Here is a 21845-nt window from a genome sequence, read left to right as displayed (position 1 = left end):
CCACGGATCCTACTCCAGACGCGCCGTGGCCTGCTCGGTCGTCTCGGCGATCTCGAGAAGTTCAGAGAATCCGCTGACGAGCAGACAATCCCAGGCCGCCCCATGGAAGCTGCAGAGCACGACGCGCGCCTGCACTTTCGCCGCCTCGTGCATGACGGTCGCGAACGTGCGCACGCCGGCTGCACTCATGTAGGCGACCGCGCTGCCATCGACGATGATCCGCGCTCCCGGCCGGAGGGCTGCGAGCAGCATGCCTTCGACAGCCGACACGGTCACCGTATCGACCTTCGCCGGCAGCATCACGGTGGAAATCGGCTGGCTGATGTTTCTGTTGCTCATGTGGACTTCCCGGGCACGGTATTTCCTGGCGAACCTTCGCCCGATGCCCGTCGGCCCCGCCATTGGCCTCCGAGGTCCGTGCCGCGCCAATCGATGGCGCGGCTCGAAAGCGCATTTGCAATCAGGACGGGGGCCAAGGCTTCGCGCGCCAGCGCCGCGGTCGCGGCCCGCGGCCCGAACGGAAGGCCGCGGCCCGTCATGAACCATTTCTCAGCCAACAACCAGGCGGCCGTATGGAGCACCAGCGCGATCACGACCACAGCATCGTTCGCCCCTGAACAGACCAGCGCGCCGGCGCCGGCCGCACCGGTGGCGGCCCAGCCGATCGCGGGCTCCCACAGGACCAGCGGCCAGACCGGCAGGCGCAGCCGCGTGCGCGCCCAGCGGACCTGACGCCGCCAGACGGTCGACCAGGATCGCGCCCCGAGCGGCAGGCGCGGCATCACCGCCCCGAGACACGTCGTGAGGCCCAGTTCACGAACCGAACGCACGACCGAGTAGTCGTCCGCGATCCATCGATTGAAGCCCCGCCAGTTGCCGATCCGCTGCAGGGTGTCGCGGGTCAGGATCGTGACGCCACCGGAGGCCACGGCCAGTCCCAGCCGATCGGCGGCGAACAGGAACTTGGCCTGATGGCCGTCGATATAGGCACGCTCGATCTCGGCCGCGAAACTCCCCGGCGCATCCGCCGCCTTGAGGGCAAGCACCAGCCCTGCCCCGGCCGCGAGGGGGGCGGCGGCGCGGGTCAGCTCGTCGGCACGGAGCAGGATGCCGGCATCGCAGAGCGCCACCACGTCCCGGCTGGCCGCCTCGAGTCCCTTGCGGACGTTGTTCATCTTGGGGTTGAACGTGTCGGCGCTGCCGACGAGGATCGGCGCCTCGGGCCAGAGCTTTTTGGTTGGCGCCACCGCTGCGTCGTCCGCGTGGGCCACGCAGATCAGGACTTCCGCCCCGTCCTCCGCCAGCCGGCGCAGGACCTCGACATAGTCCGCGGTCGCATCCTCGGCGCCGGCCATCGGCGCCACGATGCTGAAGTCGCGCACCTGGTGCCGGATCGCAGGAATTGCCCGGGGCGACCGGCCCAGCGCGGCACTTGCCCACTGGATCGTCGAGCCGAGCGACCACCAGCCGAAGCCGAGCCACGCCAGGATGCCCGGCTCCATGAGGCCCTACTCGCCCGCTGCGACCTGCTTGGCGTTTCCGGAAGAGAAGCGCTGGACGTCGTCCTTCTCGACCAGCAGGGCACGATGGTAGGAGCGGATGACGTCGTTGGGATCACCCTGTTCGCGGATGCGCCCCTCCTCGATCCAGATCGCGCGCGTGCACAGGCGGCGGACCTCGGCCATCGAGTGCGACACGAAGAGCAGGGTCCCCGTCTTGCGGAAATTGTCGATCCAGTCGAGGCACTTGCGCTGGAACGCGGCGTCACCGACCGACAGCGCCTCGTCGACGACCAGAATCTCGGCCTCGACATGGGCACAGATCGAAAAGGCGAGACGCGTGCGCATGCCCATCGAATAATGCTTCACCGGCTGGTCCATGTACTCGCCGATGCCGGCGAACTCGGCGATCGACTCGAACTTGCGCAGGACCTCGCTGCGCTTCAGCCCGAGCACCGCGCCGCCGATCAGGACATTCTCGCGGCCCGACAGCTCCATGTCGAAGGTCGAGCCCAGCGCCAGCACCGGTGCGATGCGGCCAGTGACCCTGAGTTCGCCATGGCTGGGCAGCGTCATGCCGCAGACGACCTGCAGCAGGGTGGACTTGCCGCAGCCGTTGCGACCGAGGATGCCGATGCTCTCGCCCTTCCTCACCTCGAGGCTGATGTCGCGCAGCACCCAGAACGGCTTGAAGTACGCCTTCCACCAGCCGAACAGGACCTGCTTCAACCAGTCGTTGCGGTGAGCATAGAGCTGGAAAGCCTTGCCGAGGTTCTTCGCCTCGACGACGATCTCAGAGGACGTCGACGATGACATTCCGATACCTGTCAAAGAACCAGTAGCCGAAATAGAAGCTGAACAGCGAGATAAACAATGTCCAGCCGTAGAGGATCATGTTGGGCAATCTGCCCCCCAGCACCAGGTCGCGCAGAATTTCGACAAAGCAAACCAGCGCATTGCCATACATCCAAAAATCGTAGGGCGCCGGCACCATCGACGGCAGATAGAAAATCGGCGTCGCAAACATGAAAAGAGGCACGATCGTGATCATCAGATAGCCGGCATCGCGCGTGAAGGCTCCGAGAGCCGCCAAGAACCATGACATGCCGATCAAGAACGCGATGAACGGGATGAAAATGAACGGCAGCAGCAGCACCGTCACGGGCAGCTCGCCAATCACCGCCAATTGGAACAGCAGCATCACCCCCAAGGAGATCAGCGTATAGGCCGTGGCGCGCAGCGTCGAGATCACCGCCAGCATGTCACTGGGAAAGATCGTCTGCTTGATGAAATGGGTGTACTCGTGCAGCAGCATCGGTGCACGAAATGCCATCTCTGAGAAGAAATTGAAGATGATCAGGCCGCCGAAGATGAATAGGGCGTAACCGGCCTGGCTCTTGGCCAGATTTTCGGGCAGCGGCAGCGTCAGGGCCGTGCTGAACACCAAGGAATAGACGGCGATCATCAACAGGGGCGCAATGATCGCCCAGATCCATCCGGCGATCGATCCCTTGAAGCGTTCGCGCACTTCGCGCCGCAGGATGGCAGCGATCAGGTCGCGATGCTGCAGCATGCGGACGAACGGCTTCACGATGAAGCTGATGACGCGCTCGATCGGACCGAGATGCTCGACCACGATCTGCTTGCCGTTGACGACTTTCACCGACGGCATGAGCCGTTCTTCTCCTTCTTGGGTCCAGTGGTGAGCCCGGTGGGGTACGATCCCACGACCCTCTGATTAAAAGTCAGATGCTCTACCGCTGAGCTACGGGCTCTTTCCGGTTCCGCGCCGCGGGCTTCTCCACCGCGCGGCGCCCATATAAAGTGCGGGGGGCCGATGGTCAACGCGACCCCTGCCGCCCTCACGCCTTGCTGAACTTGGCTTTCAGGCGCTCGAATACCTTCTTGGACACGAATTGCGACGTGTCGCCGCCCAGACGGGCGATATCCTTCACCAGGGACGAGGCGATGAACTGGTGCCGGTCGGACGCCATCAAAAAGATGGTCTCGATTGCAGGCTCCATGCGCGCATTCATATTGGCCATCTGGATCTCGTACTCGAAGTCCGAAACCGCCCGCAGCCCGCGAATGATGACCGACGCATTCACGTCGCGCGCGAAGTGGATCAACAGCCCCTCGAACGGCACCACCGTGATGCGATCGCGGTCCGCCTGTGGAAAATCCGCGATGTCCTCGTTGATGATTTCGATCCGCTCTTCGAGCGAGAACAGCGGTCCCTTGCCCACGTTGATGTGCGGGCCGATCACCAGCCTGTCGACGAGGCGCAGCGAGCGCCGCACGACTTCCATGTGCCCGCTCGTGATGGGATCGAACGTGCCCGGATACACCCCGGTGCGTTCTACGGCCATGTCTCCCCCTTGTACGCAGACTGCGACGGCGAAGTCTTAGCGACACGACCGGTCCTTATCCACCGTTTGTTTCGGAACTGGAGTCCTGATCCGTTCCCGTATTCGGCTCCGCCGGAACGTCGCCGCTCCCGCCGTTGCCGGCATCGTCGTCGCCGATCCGAACGGCGGTCACGACCCGCTCGCCCTCGCTCACGTTGACGATGCGCACGCCGCGCGTCGCCCGGCCCGCGATCCGGATTCCATCCACAGGACAGCGGATGAGCGTGCCGGCGTCGGTCACCAGCATGACCTCGTCGGTGTCGAGCACCGGCACGGCCGCCACGATCTCGCCGCCTTTGGCCAGGCTCATCAGCTCCACACCCTTGCCGCCGCGACCGGTCACCCGGTACTCGTAGGCCGAAGTGCGCTTGCCGAAGCCGGACGAAGCGACCGTGAGCACGAGCTCTTCCTTCGCACGCAGCTCGGCGAATCGCTCGGGCGACAGGATATGGGCGGTCGAAGCCGCCTCCTCGCCAACAGCGACCTCCTCTTCCGTCGTCTCCACCAGCGGCTCGCCCGCCTCTGAGGCGTTCTCTGCCTGCCGCAGGGCCCGCGACTGACGAAGATAGGCGTCCCTGTCTTCGGTCGGGATTCCCTTGCCGCCGTCGACCAGCGACATCGAGATCACCTCGTCGCCGTCGGCCAGCGCAATGCCGCGAACGCCGGTCGAATTGCGGCTGGCGAAGACGCGGACCGTCGAGACCGGGAACCGCATGGCGCGGCCCTGGCGGGTCGCCAGCAGCACGTCCTGCTCCTCGGTGCAGACGCCGACGCCGATCAGGCGATCGCCGGCATCCTCGCCCTCGAACTTCATGGCGATCTTGCCGCCCTGGTTGACGCTGGTGAAGTCGCTGAGCTCGTTGCGGCGCACGCCGCCGCGCGCCGTCGCGAACATGACGTTCAGCTTGGCCCAGCTCGATTCGTCCTCCGGCATCGGCATGACGGCGCTGATGGTCTCGCCCTCGCTGAGCGGCAGCAGGTTCACGAACGCCTTGCCGCGCGCCTGCGGGGCACCGAGCGGCAGCCGCCAGACCTTGAGCTTGTAGACGATGCCCCGGCTGGAGAAGAACAGCACCGGCGTATGCGTGTTGGCCACGAACAGACTCGACACGAAATCGTCCTCGCGCGTCGCCATGCCGGAGCGGCCCTTGCCGCCGCGCCGCTGCGCCCGGTAGGCCGACACCGGCACGCGCTTGACGTACCCGCCATGGGTCACCGTCACGACCATGTCCTCGCGCTGGATCAGATCTTCGACGTCCTGCTCGAACTCGTTGTCGACGATCTGCGTGCGCCGCGGCGTGGCGTACTTCTCCTTGATCTCGCGCAGCTCCTCGCCCATCAGCGCGAACAGCTTGTCGCGATCGCCCAGCAGCTCGAGATAGCCCTCGATCAGCTTTGCGACCTCGGTCAGCTCCTCGGCGATCTTGTCGCGCTCCAGGCCGGTGAGGCGCTGCAGGCGCAGCTCGAGGATCGCGCGGGCCTGCGCCTCGGAGAGCCGGTAGGTTCCCTCGGCCGACACTTCCCGCCCGGGCTCGGCGATCAGGTCGATCAGCGGCTTCACGTCGGCGGCCGGCCAGTCCTTCGCCATCAGCCGCTCGCGCGCCACGTTCGGATCGGGCGAACTGCGGATCATCGCAATCACCTCGTCGATATTGGCGACAGCGATCGCGAGACCGACCAGCACATGGGCGCGGTCGCGTGCATGGTTGAGCTCGAAGCGGGTGCGCCGGGTGATCACTTCGGCCCGGAACCGGATGAAGGCCTCGAGCAGCTCCTTGAGGCTCATCAGCTTCGGGCGGCCGCCGTCGAGCGCCAGGGCGTTGACGCTGAAGCTCGTCTGCAACGGCGTGAAGCGATAGAGCTGGTTGAGCACGACGTCGGCCATGGCGTCGCGCTTCAGGTCGATGACCAGCCGCACGCCGTCCCTGTCGCTCTCGTCGCGAATCTCGGAGATGCCCTCGACCTTCTTGTCGCGCACCACCTCGGCAATGCGCTCGTGCAGCCGAGCCTTGTTCTCCTGATACGGAATTTCGGTGACGACGATCGACTCGCGGCCGCCGGATTTCTGCTCGATGTTGGTCTTGGCCCGCATCATCATCGAGCCACGGCCGAGTTCGAAAGCGGCGCGGATGCCGTTGCGGCCGAGGATGAGGCCGCCGGTCGGGAAGTCCGGGCCCGGCACATATTCCATGAGCTGCGGCACGGTCAGCTCCGGATTGGCGATCAGCGCGAGGCAGGCATCGATCAGCTCGCCGAGATTGTGCGGCGGGATGTTGGTCGCCATGCCGACCGCGATGCCGCCGGCGCCGTTGGCCAGCAGGTTCGGATAGGCGGCCGGCAACACCGTCGGCTCGCTCTCGCGCTCGTCGTAGTTCGGTTGGAACTCGACCGTGTCCTTGTTGATGTCTTCGAGGAGCGTCTCGGCGACCGTGGCAAGTCGCGCCTCGGTATAACGCATCGCCGCCGGCGGATCGCCGTCCATCGAGCCGAAATTGCCCTGCCCCGAGATCAGCGGCAGGCGCATCGAGAAGCTTTGCGCCATGCGCACCATGGCGTCGTAGATCGCGCTGTCGCCGTGCGGGTGATATTTGCCCATCACATCGCCGACGATGCGCGCAGACTTGCGGAAAGGCCGCGTCGAGTCGTAGCCCCCCTCCTTCATCGCGTAGAGGATGCGGCGTTGCACCGGCTTCAGCCCGTCGCGCGCATCAGGCAGCGCCCGCGACACGATCACGCTCATGGCGTAATCGAGATAGGAGCGGCGCATCTCCTCTTCGATGGTGATCGGCGCGATATCGTTCGGGGAAGACGGAGGCGGAGGCGCGTCAGAGGGCGGCGGCGCCGGCGGCAGGGTCGTATCGTCGCTCACGGAGACCTGGGATTTTTCTCGTTCTTGCAGCCCGTCCGGAGGCTCCGGCAGGGGTATTCCGCAACCTACCAAACAAGCCCCGGAAGACCAACAAAAATCGCCCGGCAGACCGCCCTTTAATGCTTTGATATTATTGATTAAATTCGCACCGAAAATACCTCGCGGAAAGGCCGAGAATTGCCCCCAGAAAATGCCCCGTCCCGCGCCTCCATTCTGGTCTTCGACATGGGCGGCGTGCTGATCGACTACAATCCGCGGCACCTCTACCGGAAGCTGATCCCGCACGAAGCGGAGATGGAGGCCTTCCTGGCCGACGTGACCACCCGCGAATGGCACATGCGGCAGGACTATGATGGCGATCCCGCCATCGCCACGCGCGAGCTGCAGGCGCGCCATCCCGGTAAGGAAGCGTTGATTTCGGCCTATTACGACCGTTTCGACGAGATGCTCGACCATGCCTTCCCGGCAATGGCGGCCCTGGTCGAGCGCCTGGGCGATGCCGGCGTGCCGCTCTACCTGCTGTCCAACGCGCCCGGATTCCTCGACGCGTGGCTGCGCGGACCGGCGCAGGCGAAACACCCCTTCGTCGGCCGCTTCCGCGACTTCATCGTCTCCGGAAACGTCGGCTGCTGGAAACCCGACGCCGCCATCTACCGGCTTGCCTGCCGGACGGGCGGTTTCAGTCCACAGGACGCGGTGTTCATCGACGACGTGATGGCAAACGTGGACGGGGCGCGGGCCATCGGCATGGGCGGCATCCATCACCGCTCGGCGGAAGAGACGGTGGCCGAACTGCGGGCCCTCGGCTTTCCCGCGTGAAGATCCCGCCGGCTCTGGCGGACCTGCCGCAGCCGCTCTATTTCTTCGATGGCCAATGCGTGCTGTGCAGCCGCTTCGTCGCCTTCTGCCTCAAGCGCGATCCCGACGGCCGCCTCAAGTTCGCCAGCGCGCAGTCTTCCCTCGGCAGGCAGGTCCTCGCCACCCTCGACCTGCCCGGCGACACGCTGGACCGCACGATCCTGCTGCTCGAGGACGGCAGGGTCTACACGCGCTCGACGGCTGCGCTGCGGGCCTTGCGCCATCTGACCGGCCCGGCGCGCGGGCTCTATCCGCTGATCCTGGTCCCGAAGATCCTGCGCGACCCGATCTACGACGTCGTTGCGCGCAACCGGATCCGCTGGTTCGGCCGCCTCGACTCCTGCCTCGCGCCGTCGCCGCAGACGCGGGACCGATTCATCGACCTGTGAGGAAACCGCGATAGCGCACCAGCCGGCCTATCCAAGGCAGGCCGATCTCGACATCGAAGCGGAATCGCTCCTGCTCATCCTCGGTCTCGGCAGCGTTGATGAGAGGCCAGAAGACGCGCGGCAGGGGCACCCCGCCGAATCGCATCCCCGCCATCACAAGTTCGAGCCGGCCGGCCGTCACCTCCACCGCGAGATCGAAGGCGAACGGGCCGAACCGCTCGACGATCCAGCCGCCGGGCCGGCGCAGCCCGATATATTGCTGCGAACGCATGGTGCGAGCGCCGACCCGCCGTATCCAGGTCTCGCGACCGCCACGCGCGACGAAGTCGACTTCGATCGGGGCATCCGCCGACGCGGGCGGCAATGCGAACAGCCGTGCCACGAGTCGCCCGGCGAGGTTGGCGGGCCCCTCGACCGAGCACCGGCCGCTCCAGTTGCCGCCCGTCCCGCCATGAAGCCTTTGCCCCGCTTCGGACATAGCGCCGTAGGCAAGGCCAAGGACGCGGCGATAGAGCGACGGTCGGAATGAGGCGCCGTCCTCGCCCCAACCGGAGGCGATGCGCAGGGACGCCCGCAGCCACTCGGTCTCGATCTCGGCCAGGGACAGGAGGCCGATGCAGGGCATGGCGCCCCACTGGGAGACTTCCCCGCGCGCCAGCTTGCGAACCAGCGCGGCGGCAGGCATCGCCGGCACGAACGGACCATCGCCGCCCTCCGCCACCAAGGACCAGCTGCGCGCGCCACCGGCGCCCTCGAGATCGATGCGCAGCCCGCCTTTGTCGGTACCGAAGGCGCGCAGCCGGTCGGCGATCCAGGCGAGCGGCGTCGCCGCCGGGCTGAGCGAGCGAAGCACCCCGAGGCGGACGGGCACGGCCAGCAGCCAAAGTCCGAGATGCAGGATCGGGAGTTCCAGCCCCGCGCCGGCATAGGTCTCCGCGACGCCGAAACGCTGGCGAAACAGGGCGGGCTCCGGCAAGTCGCAGGAAGCGGCCCAGCGCTTGCCCAATCCGGGCACGGCGATGCGGCGAAGGCTGCCCCAGACGTGCCGCCCCGGCTGATCGGGAATAGGCTTTCCCGCACCGGACAGGATGGCCTCGATCAAGGCGCGGCCGCGCGGCGCGTCATTGCCCGGCACGATGCCGAACGACACCCGCTCGACGGCCATGCCCTCTTCCAGCGCTCGCTCGAGCACGGCGGCGGTGAGCGCGGGCGCGGTGCTCGCCCCCGAGCAAACGAACACGCCTGCGGCTCTGGCATCCGCATCCAGGCGGTCGATGCCGCAGACGAAGGCGCGATCGTCCGAAAGGTCGAGATAGTGGACGCCGTGACGGATGCAGGCTTCCGCTACCGCATAATCCTGGCCCTGGAAGGGGCCGGCGACATGGACCAGAACGTCGAACTGTCGCGAGGCGAGGACTCGGTCCAGGTCGCGCCGCCAATCGAGCACCAGGCCCACGATGCCCAGTTCGGCCGCCAGAGCCTCGACCCTGGCCCGATCACGCGCGCCGATCGTGAGATCGACGAGAGGATCGCCCGCCAGCAGGCGGCACAGCCGGCCGCCAAAGACGCCCGTCCCACCCAGGACGAGCGTCCGCACGGCCTAGAACGGAATGTCGTCGTCGAGCTCGGCCTTGCCACGCGGTGCAGCGCGGCCGCCCCCGCCACCACCACTGCCGCTCGACATCCCGCCGCCGCCGGACATGCCGCCGCCGCCGAAATCGTCGTCCATGCCGCCGCCCCCGCCGCCCTCACCGCCGCCGCTGCGGCCGTCGAGCATGGTCAGGGAGCCGCCGAAACGCGGAATGACCACTTCGGTCGTGTAGCGTTCCTGGCCGCTCTGGTCGGTCCACTTGCGGGTGGTGAGCTGGCCTTCGAGATAGATCTTGGCGCCCTTCTTCAGGAACTTCTGGGCCACTTCGGCCAGCTTGTCGTTGAAGATCACGACGCGGTGCCACTCGGTGCGTTCCTTGCGCTCGCCGCTGTTGCGGTCGCGCCAGGTCTCCGACGTCGCCACCGACATGTTCACCAGCGAACGGCCGTCCTGCATGGACTTCACTTCGGGGTCGCGGCCGAGATTGCCGACCAGAATGACTTTGTTGACGCTGCCCGCCATGGGGGCCTCCTTGGCTTTCCCGGCGCCGCGGGACGCGACACCTACCTCACGGCGGGCAACCTAGCTCCGGGAGCCTGTGGGAAACACCTAACTTCGGTTGTGAAGTGAGGTCTGCTCATGAGCGCCCTCCGACAATTCATTGGTTGTGGCGGCAAAGTCTCCCGTATCTTCCCCGGCCATGAGCAAATCCTTCCACGTTCCCCAGGTCTCGACCGGCCAGGCCTACGCCATGCTGGGCGGCGCGGCCCTGATGATGACCCTCGCCATGGGCATCCGTCAGAATCTCGGCCTCTTCCAGGCGCCGGCCTCCAAGGAACTCGGGATCGCGATTTCGGACTTCGCGCTGGCGATCTCCGTGCAGCAGGTCGCCTGGGGCGTGAGCCAGCCGGTTGCCGGCTTCTTCGCCGACAAATACGGGACGCGGTGGGTCGCGATGATCGGCAGCGCCCTGTACATCCTCGGGATCTGGCTGACCGCCACGGCGCAAGGCGTCCTGCCCATCATCCTGGGCGCTGGCGTCCTGATCGGCATGGCGCTGGCCTGCACGACGTCGGGCATCACCGCCAACATCGCCGCCCGCGTCGTCGAACCGGGCCGCCGGACATTGGCTTTCGGCATCGTCTCGGCCGCCGGCTCCGTCGGCACCATGGTGACGGCGCCGATCGCGGCCTACCTTCTCAATACCGACGGCTGGCGCGCGGCGGTGTGGGCCTTCGTCATCCTGGCGTTGGCCATGCTGCCCGCCGCCTGGATCGGCAGCCGTGCGGACAAGCTGCCCAACACGCTGTCGACCGACCGCAACCTCACCCTGGCGGGCGCCCTCGACGAGGCGCGGCGCCACACGGGCTACGTGGTGATGGCGCTCGCCTTCTTCGTCTGCGGCCTGCAGCTCGTCTTCATCACTACCCACCTGCCGACCTATCTGGCCCAGTGCGGCATGGACCCGTCCTACAGCGCCGTGGCGCTGATGCTGATCGGCGGCTTCAACATCCTGAGCTCGTGGCTGTTCGGTTGGCTGGGTGACAAATACCCCAAGCGCCTGCTTCTGGGCGCGATCTACCTGCTGCGTTCCCTGGCAGTGGCGCTGTTCTTCATGTTCCCGCCGACGCCCCTCTCCGTCGTGCTGTTCGGCGCCGCCATGGGCACGCTCTGGCTGGGGGTCATTCCGCTGGTCAACGGGCTGGTGGTGCAGATCTTCGGCCTGCGCTTCCTGTCGACCCTGACCGGCATCGCCTTCCTCAGCCACCAGGCCGGATCGTTCCTCGGTGCCTGGGGTGGGGGCTATCTCTTCGATCTGCTGGGCTCCTACGACCTCGCCTGGAAGATCGGCGTCCTGATCGGCCTGATCGCGGGTACCGCGCAGCTTCTGATGAACGATCGGCCGACCGCCCGGGTGCTGGCAGCGCAAGCATCGCCAGCTTGACGCAGGGCACTGGCGGAGCTGTGGGATAATCGCCATATGCGCTGATCCCGCGCATACCTTATGGTTCCGGTCCTGATGGCCAAGTCCCGCTTACCCGCTGCCGAGCCGCATCGCTTCATCTCCGTACGGGGCGCGCGCGAGCACAATCTCAAGAACGTCGACGTCGATCTGCCGCGCGACAGGCTGGTGGTGATCACCGGCCTCTCCGGCTCGGGCAAGTCGTCGCTCGCCTTCGACACGATCTACGCCGAGGGCCAGCGCCGCTACGTCGAAAGCCTCTCGGCTTACGCCCGCCAGTTCCTCGAGCTGATGCAGAAGCCGGACGTCGATTCGATCGAGGGTCTGTCCCCCGCGATCTCGATCGAGCAGAAGACGACCTCGCGCAATCCGCGCTCGACGGTCGGCACCGTGACCGAGATCTACGACTATCTGCGCCTGCTGTTCGCGCGCGTCGGTGTGCCCTACTCCCCGGCGACGGGACTGCCGATCGAGAGCCAGACCGTTTCCCAGATGGTCGACCGCATCAAGACCATGCCCGATGGCACGCGCCTCTACCTGATGGCGCCCATCGTGCGCGGCCGGAAGGGCGAGTATCGCAAGGAACTGCAGGACCTGCAGCGCAAGGGCTTCCAGAGGGTCAAGGTCGACGGCAAGCTCTACGAGATCGCCGAGGCGCCCGCGCTCGACAAGAAGTTCAAGCACGACATCGACGTGGTCGTGGACCGCATCGTCGTGAAGCCCGACCTCGGCAACCGCCTCGCCGATTCGCTCGAGACGGCGCTTACCCTCGCCGAGGGCCTCGCCATCGCCGAGAACGCCGACAACGGCGAACGTACCGTCTTCTCCGCCCGCTTCGCCTGCCCGGTCTCCGGCTTCACCATCGAGGAGATCGAGCCGCGCCTCTTCTCCTTCAACGCACCACAGGGCGCCTGCCCGGCCTGCGATGGCCTGGGCGTAAAAATGTTCTTCGATCCGGAGATGGTGGTGCCGGACGACCGGCTCTCGCTCTCGGAAGGCGCCGTGGCGCCGTGGGCCGATTCGTCGGGCCAGTATTACATGCAGACGCTCGAGAGCATCGCCAAGCACTTCAAGGTCAAGACCTCGATGTCGTGGCGCGACCTGCCGAAGAAGGTGCGCGACACGATCCTCTATGGCAGCGGCAGCGAGTCGGTCGCCATGCGCTACGACGACGGCATCCGCCAGTACCAGACAACCAAGCCGTTCGAGGGTGTGATTCCCAATCTCGACCGCCGCTGGAGGGAGACCGATTCCTCCTGGGTGCGCGAGGAGCTGGAGCGCTTCCAGCACGAGAGCAAGTGCGAGGTCTGCAACGGCGCCCGCCTCAAGCCCGAGGCGCTCGCGGTCAAGATCGCCGGCCTCAACATCAGCCAGACCACCGAGTTCTCGATCGGCGAGGCGGTGAAGTGGTTCTTGGCGCTCGACCCCAAGCTCACGTCCAAGCAGCGCGAGATCGCCGCCCGCATCCTGAAGGAGATCAACGAGCGGCTGGGCTTCCTCGATAATGTCGGCCTGTCCTACCTGACGTTGAACCGCACCTCCGGCACCCTGTCCGGCGGCGAGAGCCAGCGCATTCGCCTCGCCTCCCAGATCGGCTCCGGCCTGACCGGCGTGCTCTATGTGCTCGACGAGCCGTCGATCGGTCTGCACCAGCGCGACAACGACCGGCTGCTGAAGACGCTCACGCGCCTGCGCGACCTCGGCAATACGGTGCTGGTGGTCGAACATGACGAGGACGCGATCCGCTCGGCCGACTATCTGGTCGACATGGGCCCCGGGGCGGGCGCGCTCGGCGGCCACGTGGTCGCCCAGGGCACCCCCGAAGAGGTGATGGGCAACAGCGCGAGCCTTACCGGCCAGTATCTCTCCGGCTTCCGCCAGGTCCCGATTCCCAAGGTGCGGCGCGAGCCGCCGCCCAAGAACGGCCGCTGGCTGACCTTGAAGGGCGCCAAGGAGAACAATCTCCAGAACGTGACGGCCAGCATCCCGCTCGGCACCTTCACCTGCGTCACCGGCGTGTCGGGCAGCGGCAAGAGCACCCTGATCGTCGAGACACTCTACAAGGCGCTGGCCAAGCAGCTGAACAAGGCGCGCGAGCATGCCGGCGCCCACGCCGGGCTCGAGGGCGTGAACCATCTCGACAAGATCGTCGACATCGACCAGTCGCCGATCGGCCGCACACCGCGCTCGAACCCCGCGACCTATACCGGCGCCTTCTCGCCGATCCGCGACTGGTTCTCGCAACTGCCGGAATCGACCGAGCGCGGCTACAAGCCCGGCCGCTTCTCCTTCAACGTGAAGGGCGGCCGCTGCGAGGCCTGCCAGGGCGACGGCGTCATCAAGATCGAGATGCACTTCCTGCCCGACGTCTACGTCGAATGCGACGTTTGCAAGGGCAAGCGCTACAACCGCGAGACGCTGGAGATCGTGTTCCGCGGCAAGTCGATCGCCGACGTGCTCGACATGACAGTCGACGAGGGCTGCGAATTCTTCAAGGCGGTGCCGGTCATCCGCGACAAGCTGCTGACGCTCCAGCAGGTCGGCCTCGGCTACATCCATATCGGCCAGCAGGCGACGACCCTGTCGGGCGGCGAGGCCCAGCGGGTCAAGCTCGCCAAGGAGCTTTCAAGACGGGCCACCGGCCGCACGCTCTACATCCTCGACGAACCGACCACCGGCCTCCACTTCGAGGATGTGCGCAAGCTGCTGGAAGTGCTGCATCGCCTGGTCGAGACCGGCAACACTGTGCTGGTGATCGAGCACAATCTCGAAGTCATCAAGACCGCCGACTGGGTCCTCGACATGGGCCCCGACGGCGGATCGGGCGGCGGCCGCCTCGTCGCCGAGGGCCCGCCCGAGGCGATTGTGAAGGTGGCCGAGAGCTATACCGGCCAGTACCTCGCCCGCCTGCTGCCGCGCAGCTCGACGGCGAAGAAGCGGGCTTAGCGTTACTTTGGGACGGCCAAGCTAGACGCGGGCGTCCCAGGTGATCGTGAAGTCGACCTTCACGTCGGTGAATTCGGGAATGTCCTTCAGCGTGGTCACCTTGAAGCGATAGAGGCCCGGGCTCAGTCCGGTGCCGCCCACACTTCTCGAAATCTTCAGGTAACCGAATGCGTAGCTTCCCTGCGTATCGATGGTCCGATCGTAGAAGGGAGGATGGCCTTCATTGGCGACCGTCACCTGGATTGGAATGATGCTTCCCGGGTTAGGCAATGTCTCGTCGCGCCACCGAAGGCCCTCCCCGCTGACCTTCCGCAGCAACGGTAGGTCGGAAACGCTTCTGGCCCGGAACGTCAGGTCGAACTGATAGGGCCGGGTCTCGGCGACCTTCACGAGAACGTCGATCTCCGTTCCGGCACGACTGACATCTAGGGGAAACGAGACCGTTGGGATCGGTGCACCGAGCTGCTTGACGATCGACCCTGTGATCTCACCCACCGCCGAGTTCGCCCCGTAGTCGCCTCGTGTTTGCGGCGCCAGGCGTACGTAGATCCGCATGTATCCGGGAGGATAGGTGTTCTGTTCGAGGCTTGCCCTCACCTGATAGTCATGCAGTGGACTGCGGTCGGGCTCCATGACGCCGCTGGGCGGTCTCGGCCAATCGACCGTGAGTCCGGCCGCCGTGAGAGTTCTTTCCGCCTCGTCGAATGATGCGCCTGCGGGAATGTAGTGGCGGACGATCCTGCTGATATCGACGGCGTAACCCACGTAGGGCGGCGCGAAGTACTTGTAGACCCACGGCTTCCGGGTCTCCGGCAGCGCCGCGTAGTACTGGTCGATCTTCGCCCGCAGCGCCTTGCCCCGGGCGTCGGAGTGCTCGAGATCAGAAGTGTCCTTGGGTAACGACGGTAGCCGCGGCACGGTCGGATCGATGGCGTCCCAGGCGGGAATGACCGCGTCACCTACGATCCACAGCGGGAAGAAGAAGACCGCGGGGATCGCCGAGCCCGCGATCGCGAACAGGGTCCCGATCAGGATCGACAAGGTGAGCAGGAGCCCCGCCATGCTTCCTGCCTTGCGCTCGGATGCTTCCGGCTTGCTCATCGCGGCTCCCGACGACGGCTCCGGCCGGCCGTTCGAAAATGTCTTTCAGAAGTCAAGCAAGATCGCTCCTTCAACCGCCACCACGACACCTGATTCGAGGGGTGCGACATCCGTTTCAGTTATTTCGTTTATTTCGTTTATTTCGTTTGTTTCGTTTATGCGCCAGGACTCCGGATTCTAGACGGCCTGCTGGAAGGTCGAGATCGCGGTGACGCGGGCGGCGCTGCCTCGTTCGTCGGCTTCCCAGCCGGCGACGGTCAGCTGGCCCGTCGCGGCGCACATCTCGACCGAGAGGCGCGTGCAGGCGTTGAGGACGGGGGCCGTCACCCAATCGAAGTCATCGGCATCGCGCTCTGACCAAGCGGCGAGCGCGGTGCGGCGGCGGATGTTGTTCTCGACCGGCTCGCCCGAGCCGCAGGCGCGCGGTCGCCAATTCGGATGGCGTTCGCGCCAGTCGTTGGCGAAGACCGTGTCGTCGCGATAGGTCCGCACACCCGCCTCCTCACGCTCGATCACGATCCGCTCGCCCGGCCGCGTGCCGATCAAAAGGAACAGGACGGGTCGTGCGACCGGCACGGTTTCGAGCTGGCGGCGCGCGTCGTCGAAGCTCGTGCAGGTCTCGAAGACATGACGCAGAAGATGCTCGGGCGGCAGGCGCCCGCTGCCGCGCAGGCCGTGTAGCGCATTCAGCACATAATCGAGCCACAGCAACATCGGTGTCCGCCAACGCCGGCGCATCGGCGCCTGGTTGATCGAGGCGGCGAAGCGCGCCGGGGCGACCGCGGTCAGCACGCCGACGAAGCCCGGCCAGGTGACGTTCAGGAATTCGCCGGCCGCGCCGCGCTGGCGCCTCACCTCGACGAGGCGGCCGAGACCGGGGAACGGCCAGTCGAGCGTGCGCCGGAGACGCGGCCCCCGCGCGGTGTCGTCGGCCAGCGCGGTGCAGCCGAAGAGATAGGCGCCGTGCAGGAGCCAGATGCCTGGCTTCTTCAGGGTGCGGGCGACGCTGTCGATCTCGGCGGCGTAGGCAGTCCCTGCCCGCGTCATCCAGGCGCGGACGATCGGATCGGCGATGCGAGCCAGTAGTCCCCCCAGCGGGAGCCAACCGAGACAGGCGTCGCGCACCGCCAGGGCTTCGGTCGTCCGGTTGTGCAGGTGGGCGTCGGCCCCGCCGCCCACCGAATCGATAAAGGCCACCGATTTCATAATTGAGTGATTACTCACTCACGGAATTGCCGTCAAGCCGAGGTCAGCGGCGCTCCCAGCCGATGTTTCCGAGATCGTAGTCGAACTGGCGCTCGACCACGGACGCCGTGGCGTCGGAGGCGTCGCCCTTGCGGTCCGTCACGCGCTGCTGCGCCACGTCCTTGGGGACGTCGAGCCAGATGCCCTGGAACGGCACCCCGACCGTGCGCGCCAGCGCCTCGGCCGCAGCGCGTTCCTCGGGCCGGGCGAAGACGGCATCGAGCACGACGCTGTGCCCCGCCCGCAGCACGCGCTCGGCACGCGCGAGACACGCCGCGTAAATTCGAGCGGACGCCTCCGGTGAATAGCTGCCCGCCGGCATGCGCTCTTCCAGGGCCACACCCGCCTGTCGCTTGCGTTCGACATCGGTCCGCACGACGACGGCGCCGGGGGTGCGGCCGATCTCCGGGGCAAACTTCAGCGCGAGCGTGGTCTTGCCACTGCCCGACAGGCCGCCGATCGCGACCAGCCGCGGCGGCGCGGGCTGCAGGAAGGCCAGCGCCGCCTTCTGGTAGGCGCGAGCCGGCGCGTTGTCGGCGCCGCTGACGGCCGTGACGGCCGAATCGACATAGGCGCGGATCGCGGCGCGGCGGGCGAGGAACATCGGCAGCAGCGCCAGCGCCTCCTCATGCGAGGCGCTCTCGACTTCGCCGACCCGCCACAGCCATTCGTTCAGCAGGCGGTTGGCCAGCGCTCCCAGCCCCTGTCGCGCCAGGTCCATGAGCGCGAAGGCGAGATCGTAGAGCACGTCGATGTTGGCGATCTTGTCGGAGAATTCGATGGCGTCGAATGGCACGGGCTGGCCGTTCAGGCTCACGATGTTGCGCAGGTGCAGGTCGCCATGGCAGCGGCGGATCGCGCCGGCTGCGACGCGGCGCGCCACCAGATCGACGAAGGGTTCGAGCGACCGCGGCATCGCCTCGGCCAGCGCCTCGCTGGTCGGCGGATCGAGACGGTCCCCCGCCTCGCGCATCTGGCGGACATCGGCGGCCACCGAATGGCGATAGTCGTCGGGCGAACAGAAGCCCGAGGCGATGGCCGGCAACCCGTCATGAAACTGCGCCACGCGCGCGCCAAGGGCGGCCATGAGCGCCGGCGTCAGCGCGCCCCGCGCTGCCATGCGGTCGAGCAGCCCCTCCTCGTCGAAACGCCGCATCACCACCAGCCAGTCGACCGCCTGTCCGGAGGTTTCACCGACCTCGCCCAGCGCCAGCTTGCCGTTGCGCCTGAGGACGGGCGCGACACCCAGGTAGATCTCGGGCGCCGATCGCCGGTTCACGTCGATCTCCGCGGCGCACATCGCTGCCCGACGTCCCTCGGTCGAAAAGTCCATGTAGGGGAACTTCACGGCCCGCTTCAGCTTGTAGGCGCGCTCCCGGCACAGGAAGACGATGGCGCCGTGCGTGTCGATCCTGCGCTCCGGATTCAGCTCGGCGTCGAGAAACGCAATCGTCTCGGACTGGTCCTCGACGATGAAGGAAGGACGCGTGTTCATGGGGCGGGAGACGGATCGACGTGCAGGATGATCTCGGCGCCGGGAAAGGCCCTCGCAATCTCGGCCTGGACCTCGAGGCCGATGGCGTGGCCCAGCACGACCGAGAGGTCACGATCGACCTCGATATGGAGCTGGATGAACTTGGTGAGCCCGCTCGACCGGGTCTTCAGATCGTGCACGTCCTTCACGCCGGGATGCGCCCGTGCGATCGCCTCGATCTTCCGGCTGTCCTGCGCCGGCAGCTCGTGATCCATCAACACGTTCAGCGACTCCCGGCCGACGTTCCAGGCGCCATGCAGAAGGTAGAGCGCCACCAGTCCCGCCACGCCGCTGTCGATCAGCGGCTGGTCGAGCAAGCCCGACAGGAAAACGCCCGCGCCGGTGACCAGCGTGGCCACCAGATCGGTGCTGTAGTGCGCCATGTCGGCATTGATGGCGAGCGAGCCGCTGCGCCGCACAACGTACTTCTGGAACGTGACGAGGCACAGCGTAAGTCCGACCGCCAACACACTGACGACAAGGCCGATTTCCTCGTCACGGACCTGCTTGGGATCGCCCAGCCGCTCGGCGATCGCGACCAGGAGCGCACAGCCCGAGGCGGCAATGAACCCGGCCTGGATCAGTCCCGCCAGTCCCTCGGCCTTGCCATGACCGAAACGATGATTGTCGTCGGCCGGCACGAGGGATTGCCGGACGGCGAAGAAGGTCACCATCGAGCTGACGAGGTCGAGCGACGTATCGACCAGCGACGACAGCATGCTCACCGAATCGGTGAGCCGCCAGGCCACCAACTTGGCAACGATCAGGATGAGCGCCGTCGACATCGAAGCGACGGTCGCCAGTCGCATCAGCCGTTGGGGCTCCATTGCCATCACGCGCTCAGGGATAGAGGGTTCGCGTGGTCCACGGCTCCGCGGGAGCGCCGCGGCGATATTCCAGCCGGTCGTGCAGGCGGAAGGCGCCGTCCTGCCAGAATTCGATCAGGGTCGGCTGCAGGCGGAAGCCCGACCAGTGCGGCGGCCGCGGCACCGTGCCGATCACGTGCCGGGCGCCATACTCCGCCACCCGCTTCTCCAGCGCGAACCGGCTCTCCAGCGGCCGCGACTGTTCCGACGCCCAGGCGCCGATCTGGCTTCCCCGCGCCCGGCTCGCGAAATAGGCGTCGGCCTCTGCAGCGGTCGTCTGGGTGACCGGCCCCTCGAGGCGAACCTGGCGCCGCAGCGACTTCCAGTGGAAAAGCAGCGCTGCCTTGGGATGGGCAAGGAGGTGGTTGCCCTTCCGGCTTTCATAGTTTGTGTAAAACACGAAACCGTCGGCGTCATAGTCCTTCAAAAGGACCATTCGTACGGCGGGCGTGCCGTCCGGACCGACCGTGGCCAGGGCCATGGCGGAGGGGTCGTTGGGCTCGGAAGTGGCGGCTTCGCCGTACCAGGCGGCGAAAAGCTCAAGCGGATCGGTAGTTTCCCTGATCATGACCACAATATGAGGGGGGCGGGCGCGTTCCACCACCGGCATCTTGTCCCAATACCTTTCCCCAGCTAGAACGAGGCATGACCGTAGCTGCACAACTGATGGCCGGTAAAAAAGGCCTCGTAATGGGCGTCGCCAACGAACGCTCGATCGCTTGGGGGATCGCCAAGGCCTGCCACGACCAGGGGGCCGAGGTTGCCTTCACTTTCCAGGGCGAGGCCCTGGAGAAGCGTGTGCGGCCGCTGGCCAACTCGATCGGCGCCAAGATCATCGAGCCGTGCGACGTGACCAACCCCGCCAGCATCGACGCCGTCTTTGCCAAGCTGGAGAAGGAATGGGGCAAGCTCGACTTCGTCGTCCACGCGATCGCCTTCTCCAACAAGGACGAGCTGCGCGGCCGCTACCTCGACACCTCGTCCGACAATTTCACCCTCACGATGAACGTGAGCGTCTACTCCTTCACCGCGGTGGCGCAGCGCGCCGTGCCGCTGATGAAGGACGGCGGCAGCCTGCTCACCCTCACCTACTACGGCGCCGAGCGGGTGATCCCGCACTACAACGTCATGGGCGTGGCCAAGGCCGCCCTCGAGGCGAGCGTGCGCTACCTGGCGGCCGATCTGGGCGAGCAGAAGATTCGCGTCAATGCGATCTCGGCCGGCCCGATCAAGACGCTGGCGTTCGCCGGCATCAACGACGGCCGTTACATCCTGAAGTGGAACGAGCTCAACTCTCCGCTGAAGCGCAACGTCACGACCGAGGAAGTCGGCAATGCCGGCCTCTATCTCCTGTCCGATCTCGGCACCGGTGTGACCGGTGAAGTGATGCACGTCGATGCCGGCTACCATGTCGTCGGCATGATCAACACCTCGTCCGCGAAGCAGATCGCCGAATTGCTCGGCAACTTCGAAGGCGAGTAGTACAGGAGGCCGGCGGCCATGGCCGGCAGCAGTTTCGGTACCCTCTTCCGGTTCACCAGCTGGGGCGAAAGCCACGGGCCCGCGATCGGCTGCGTGGTCGACGGCGCGCCGTCGCGCATCCCGCTCAGCGAGGCCGACATCCAGGTGTGGATGGACAAGCGCCGCCCGGGCCAGTCGCGCTTCGTCACCCAGCGCCAGGAACCGGACACGGTGAAGATCCTGTCCGGCGTGTTCGAAGGCGTCACGACCGGCACGCCGATCGGCCTGCACATCGACAATGTCGACCAGCGCAGCCGCGACTACGGCGAGATCAAGGACCAGTTCCGCCCGTCCCACGCGGACTACACCTATCAAATGAAGTACGGCGTGCGCGACTATCGCGGCGGCGGCCGCCAGTCGGCGCGCGAGACCGCCGTGCGTGTCGCCGCCGGGGCGATCGCGCGCAAGATCCTGGGTGATGGCGTCGCCATCCGCGGCGCCGTGGTCCAGATCGGCACGCAGAAGATCGACCGCGCCAACTGGGATTGGGACGCGACCGGGGACAATCCCTTCTGGTGTCCCGACCGTCAGGCGGCGCAGAACTGGGAAGGCTACCTGGACGATGTGCGCAAGCGCGGCAGCTCGTGCGGCGCGGTGATCGAGGTCGTGGCCTCGGGCGTGCCCGTGGGTCTCGGCGATCCGGTCTACGACAAGCTCGACGCCGACCTGGCCAAGGCGCTGATGAGCATCAATGCCGTGAAAGGCGTGGAGATCGGCGACGGTTTCGGCGCGGCGGCGATGAGCGGCGAGGAGAATGCCGACGAGATGCGCATGGAGGATGGCCACCCCGCCTTCCTGAGCAACCATGCCGGCGGCATTCTGGGCGGCATCTCGACCGGCCAGGACATCGTCTGTCGTCTTGCGGTCAAGCCGACCAGCTCGATCCTGACTCCAGTCCGCAGCGTCGACCGCAACGGCCGCGAGATCGAATTGCGCACCAAGGGCCGCCACGATCCCTGCGTCGGCATCCGCGGCACGCCGGTCGCCGAAGCGATGATGGCCTGCGTCCTCGCGGACCATCTGCTGCGCCATCGCGCGCAGGCCGGCTAGCGCGC

19 protein-coding genes and 1 tRNA gene are annotated in these 21845 nt (G+C 66.5%); 6 read left to right on the top strand and 14 right to left on the bottom strand.

Annotated elements, in window-relative coordinates; translation table 11 throughout:
• Positions 1 to 9: 9 nt before the first annotated feature.
• The 7 genes from ACO07K_RS07230 to gyrA form a co-directional block, all read right to left on the bottom strand.
• Positions 10 to 339 carry an STAS domain-containing protein gene (locus ACO07K_RS07230; RefSeq protein ID WP_422035232.1) on the bottom strand — a complete coding sequence of 110 codons (330 nt, stop codon included), beginning with the start codon at positions 337 to 339 and terminating at the stop codon, positions 10 to 12.
• Positions 336 to 1502 carry a glycosyltransferase gene (locus tag ACO07K_RS07225; RefSeq protein ID WP_422035231.1) on the bottom strand — a complete coding sequence of 389 codons (1167 nt, stop codon included), beginning with the start codon at positions 1500 to 1502 and terminating at the stop codon, positions 336 to 338. The genes ACO07K_RS07230 and ACO07K_RS07225 overlap by 4 nt, the downstream gene beginning before the upstream one ends.
• A gap of 6 nt (positions 1503 to 1508) precedes the next feature.
• Entirely contained in the window at positions 1509 to 2315 is an 807-nt protein-coding gene (locus tag ACO07K_RS07220; RefSeq protein ID WP_422035230.1) for an ABC transporter ATP-binding protein, read from the bottom strand.
• Positions 2293 to 3171 (bottom strand): ABC transporter permease, encoded by an 879-nt coding sequence (locus ACO07K_RS07215; RefSeq protein ID WP_422035229.1) that lies wholly within the window; start codon positions 3169 to 3171, stop codon positions 2293 to 2295. Before ACO07K_RS07215 ends, ACO07K_RS07220 begins: the two co-directional genes overlap by 23 nt.
• A 28-nt stretch (positions 3172 to 3199) precedes the next feature.
• A tRNA-Lys gene (locus tag ACO07K_RS07210) sits at positions 3200 to 3274 on the bottom strand.
• 87 nt (positions 3275 to 3361) lie between these two features.
• On the bottom strand, positions 3362 to 3868 hold the full coding sequence (gene coaD / locus ACO07K_RS07205; RefSeq protein ID WP_422035227.1) for a pantetheine-phosphate adenylyltransferase: 507 nt from the start codon (positions 3866 to 3868) through the stop codon (positions 3362 to 3364).
• A gap of 55 nt (positions 3869 to 3923) precedes the next feature.
• Complete coding sequence (gene gyrA, locus ACO07K_RS07200) at positions 3924 to 6776, bottom strand: DNA gyrase subunit A (RefSeq protein WP_422035226.1); 2853 nt, start codon at positions 6774 to 6776, stop codon at positions 3924 to 3926.
• A 177-nt stretch (positions 6777 to 6953) separates the two neighbouring features.
• On the opposite strand from gyrA, the gene ACO07K_RS07195 reads away from it, so the two are divergent.
• Both ACO07K_RS07195 and ACO07K_RS07190 read left to right on the top strand, forming a co-directional pair.
• On the top strand, positions 6954 to 7595 hold the full coding sequence (locus ACO07K_RS07195; RefSeq protein ID WP_422035225.1) for an HAD family hydrolase: 642 nt from the start codon (positions 6954 to 6956) through the stop codon (positions 7593 to 7595).
• Complete coding sequence (locus ACO07K_RS07190; protein WP_422035223.1) at positions 7592 to 8023, top strand: thiol-disulfide oxidoreductase DCC family protein; 432 nt, start codon at positions 7592 to 7594, stop codon at positions 8021 to 8023. Before ACO07K_RS07195 ends, ACO07K_RS07190 begins: the two co-directional genes overlap by 4 nt.
• Here the strand turns inward: ACO07K_RS07190 and ACO07K_RS07185 are convergent.
• Both ACO07K_RS07185 and ssb read right to left on the bottom strand, forming a co-directional pair.
• Entirely contained in the window at positions 8010 to 9620 is a 1611-nt protein-coding gene (locus tag ACO07K_RS07185) for a DUF4166 domain-containing protein (RefSeq protein ID WP_422035222.1), read from the bottom strand. The two genes, ACO07K_RS07190 and ACO07K_RS07185, sit on opposite strands and share 14 nt — an antisense overlap.
• Positions 9621 to 9623: 3 nt before the next feature.
• Positions 9624 to 10136 carry a single-stranded DNA-binding protein gene (ssb, locus tag ACO07K_RS07180; RefSeq protein WP_422035221.1) on the bottom strand — a complete coding sequence of 171 codons (513 nt, stop codon included), beginning with the start codon at positions 10134 to 10136 and terminating at the stop codon, positions 9624 to 9626.
• A 178-nt stretch (positions 10137 to 10314) separates the two neighbouring features.
• Between ssb and ACO07K_RS07175 the strand changes: the two genes are divergently transcribed.
• Together ACO07K_RS07175 and uvrA are read left to right on the top strand one after the other, a co-directional pair.
• Entirely contained in the window at positions 10315 to 11559 is a 1245-nt protein-coding gene (locus tag ACO07K_RS07175; protein ID WP_422035220.1) for an MFS transporter, read from the top strand.
• Between the two features lie 75 nt (positions 11560 to 11634).
• Positions 11635 to 14523 (top strand): excinuclease ABC subunit UvrA, encoded by a 2889-nt coding sequence (gene uvrA / locus ACO07K_RS07170; RefSeq protein ID WP_422035219.1) that lies wholly within the window; start codon positions 11635 to 11637, stop codon positions 14521 to 14523.
• 21 nt (positions 14524 to 14544) lie between these two features.
• On the opposite strand, the gene ACO07K_RS07165 is transcribed toward uvrA, so the two are convergent.
• The 5 genes from ACO07K_RS07165 to pdxH all read right to left on the bottom strand — a co-directional run bounded on the left by ACO07K_RS07165 (position 14545) and on the right by pdxH (position 19837).
• Positions 14545 to 15624 (bottom strand): DUF5625 family protein, encoded by a 1080-nt coding sequence (locus ACO07K_RS07165; RefSeq protein ID WP_422035218.1) that lies wholly within the window; start codon positions 15622 to 15624, stop codon positions 14545 to 14547.
• A gap of 177 nt (positions 15625 to 15801) precedes the next feature.
• Positions 15802 to 16821, bottom strand: a complete 1020-nt coding sequence (locus ACO07K_RS07160) for a hypothetical protein (RefSeq protein ID WP_422035217.1) — start codon at positions 16819 to 16821, stop codon at positions 15802 to 15804.
• Between the two features lie 52 nt (positions 16822 to 16873).
• Positions 16874 to 18364 carry an AAA family ATPase gene (locus ACO07K_RS07155; protein ID WP_422035216.1) on the bottom strand — a complete coding sequence of 497 codons (1491 nt, stop codon included), beginning with the start codon at positions 18362 to 18364 and terminating at the stop codon, positions 16874 to 16876.
• Positions 18361 to 19236 (bottom strand): cation diffusion facilitator family transporter, encoded by an 876-nt coding sequence (locus ACO07K_RS07150; protein WP_422035215.1) that lies wholly within the window; start codon positions 19234 to 19236, stop codon positions 18361 to 18363. The genes ACO07K_RS07155 and ACO07K_RS07150 overlap by 4 nt, the downstream gene beginning before the upstream one ends.
• 7 nt (positions 19237 to 19243) lie before the next feature.
• Entirely contained in the window at positions 19244 to 19837 is a 594-nt protein-coding gene (gene pdxH / locus ACO07K_RS07145) for a pyridoxamine 5'-phosphate oxidase (protein ID WP_422035214.1), read from the bottom strand.
• Between the two features lie 77 nt (positions 19838 to 19914).
• On the opposite strand from pdxH, the gene fabI reads away from it, so the two are divergent.
• Positions 19915 to 20751, top strand: a complete 837-nt coding sequence (gene fabI / locus ACO07K_RS07140) for an enoyl-ACP reductase FabI (protein WP_422035213.1) — start codon at positions 19915 to 19917, stop codon at positions 20749 to 20751.
• Between the two features lie 18 nt (positions 20752 to 20769).
• Positions 20770 to 21840, top strand: a complete 1071-nt coding sequence (aroC, locus tag ACO07K_RS07135) for a chorismate synthase (RefSeq protein ID WP_422035212.1) — start codon at positions 20770 to 20772, stop codon at positions 21838 to 21840.
• The last annotated feature ends 5 nt before the right edge of the window (positions 21841 to 21845 follow it).

The sequence above is a fragment of the Reyranella sp. genome (assembly GCF_965228225.1).
Classification (GTDB): domain Bacteria; phylum Pseudomonadota; class Alphaproteobacteria; order Reyranellales; family Reyranellaceae; genus Reyranella.
Note: the sequence above shows the minus strand (reverse complement) of the source record. Positions and strands in the feature narration are given on the sequence as shown.

What these genes read in the sequence shown, in the direction of transcription:
- ACO07K_RS07155 (WP_422035216.1), bottom strand. Translation starts at nt 18,364, where the DNA reads ATGAACACGCGTCCTTCCTTCATCGTCGAGGACCAGTCCGAGACGATT.
- ACO07K_RS07165 (WP_422035218.1), bottom strand. Translation starts at nt 15,624, where the DNA reads ATGAGCAAGCCGGAAGCATCCGAGCGCAAGGCAGGAAGCATGGCGGGG.
- ACO07K_RS07215 (WP_422035229.1), bottom strand. Translation starts at nt 3,171, where the DNA reads ATGCCGTCGGTGAAAGTCGTCAACGGCAAGCAGATCGTGGTCGAGCAT.
- pdxH (WP_422035214.1), bottom strand. Translation starts at nt 19,837, where the DNA reads ATGATCAGGGAAACTACCGATCCGCTTGAGCTTTTCGCCGCCTGGTAC.
- ACO07K_RS07230 (WP_422035232.1), bottom strand. Translation starts at nt 339, where the DNA reads ATGAGCAACAGAAACATCAGCCAGCCGATTTCCACCGTGATGCTGCCG.
- ssb (WP_422035221.1), bottom strand. Translation starts at nt 10,136, where the DNA reads ATGGCGGGCAGCGTCAACAAAGTCATTCTGGTCGGCAATCTCGGCCGC.
- aroC (WP_422035212.1), top strand. Translation starts at nt 20,770, where the DNA reads ATGGCCGGCAGCAGTTTCGGTACCCTCTTCCGGTTCACCAGCTGGGGC.
- ACO07K_RS07225 (WP_422035231.1), bottom strand. Translation starts at nt 1,502, where the DNA reads ATGGAGCCGGGCATCCTGGCGTGGCTCGGCTTCGGCTGGTGGTCGCTC.
- ACO07K_RS07150 (WP_422035215.1), bottom strand. Translation starts at nt 19,236, where the DNA reads ATGGCAATGGAGCCCCAACGGCTGATGCGACTGGCGACCGTCGCTTCG.
- ACO07K_RS07175 (WP_422035220.1), top strand. Translation starts at nt 10,315, where the DNA reads ATGAGCAAATCCTTCCACGTTCCCCAGGTCTCGACCGGCCAGGCCTAC.
- uvrA (WP_422035219.1), top strand. Translation starts at nt 11,635, where the DNA reads ATGGCCAAGTCCCGCTTACCCGCTGCCGAGCCGCATCGCTTCATCTCC.
- coaD (WP_422035227.1), bottom strand. Translation starts at nt 3,868, where the DNA reads ATGGCCGTAGAACGCACCGGGGTGTATCCGGGCACGTTCGATCCCATC.
- ACO07K_RS07220 (WP_422035230.1), bottom strand. Translation starts at nt 2,315, where the DNA reads ATGTCATCGTCGACGTCCTCTGAGATCGTCGTCGAGGCGAAGAACCTC.
- fabI (WP_422035213.1), top strand. Translation starts at nt 19,915, where the DNA reads ATGACCGTAGCTGCACAACTGATGGCCGGTAAAAAAGGCCTCGTAATG.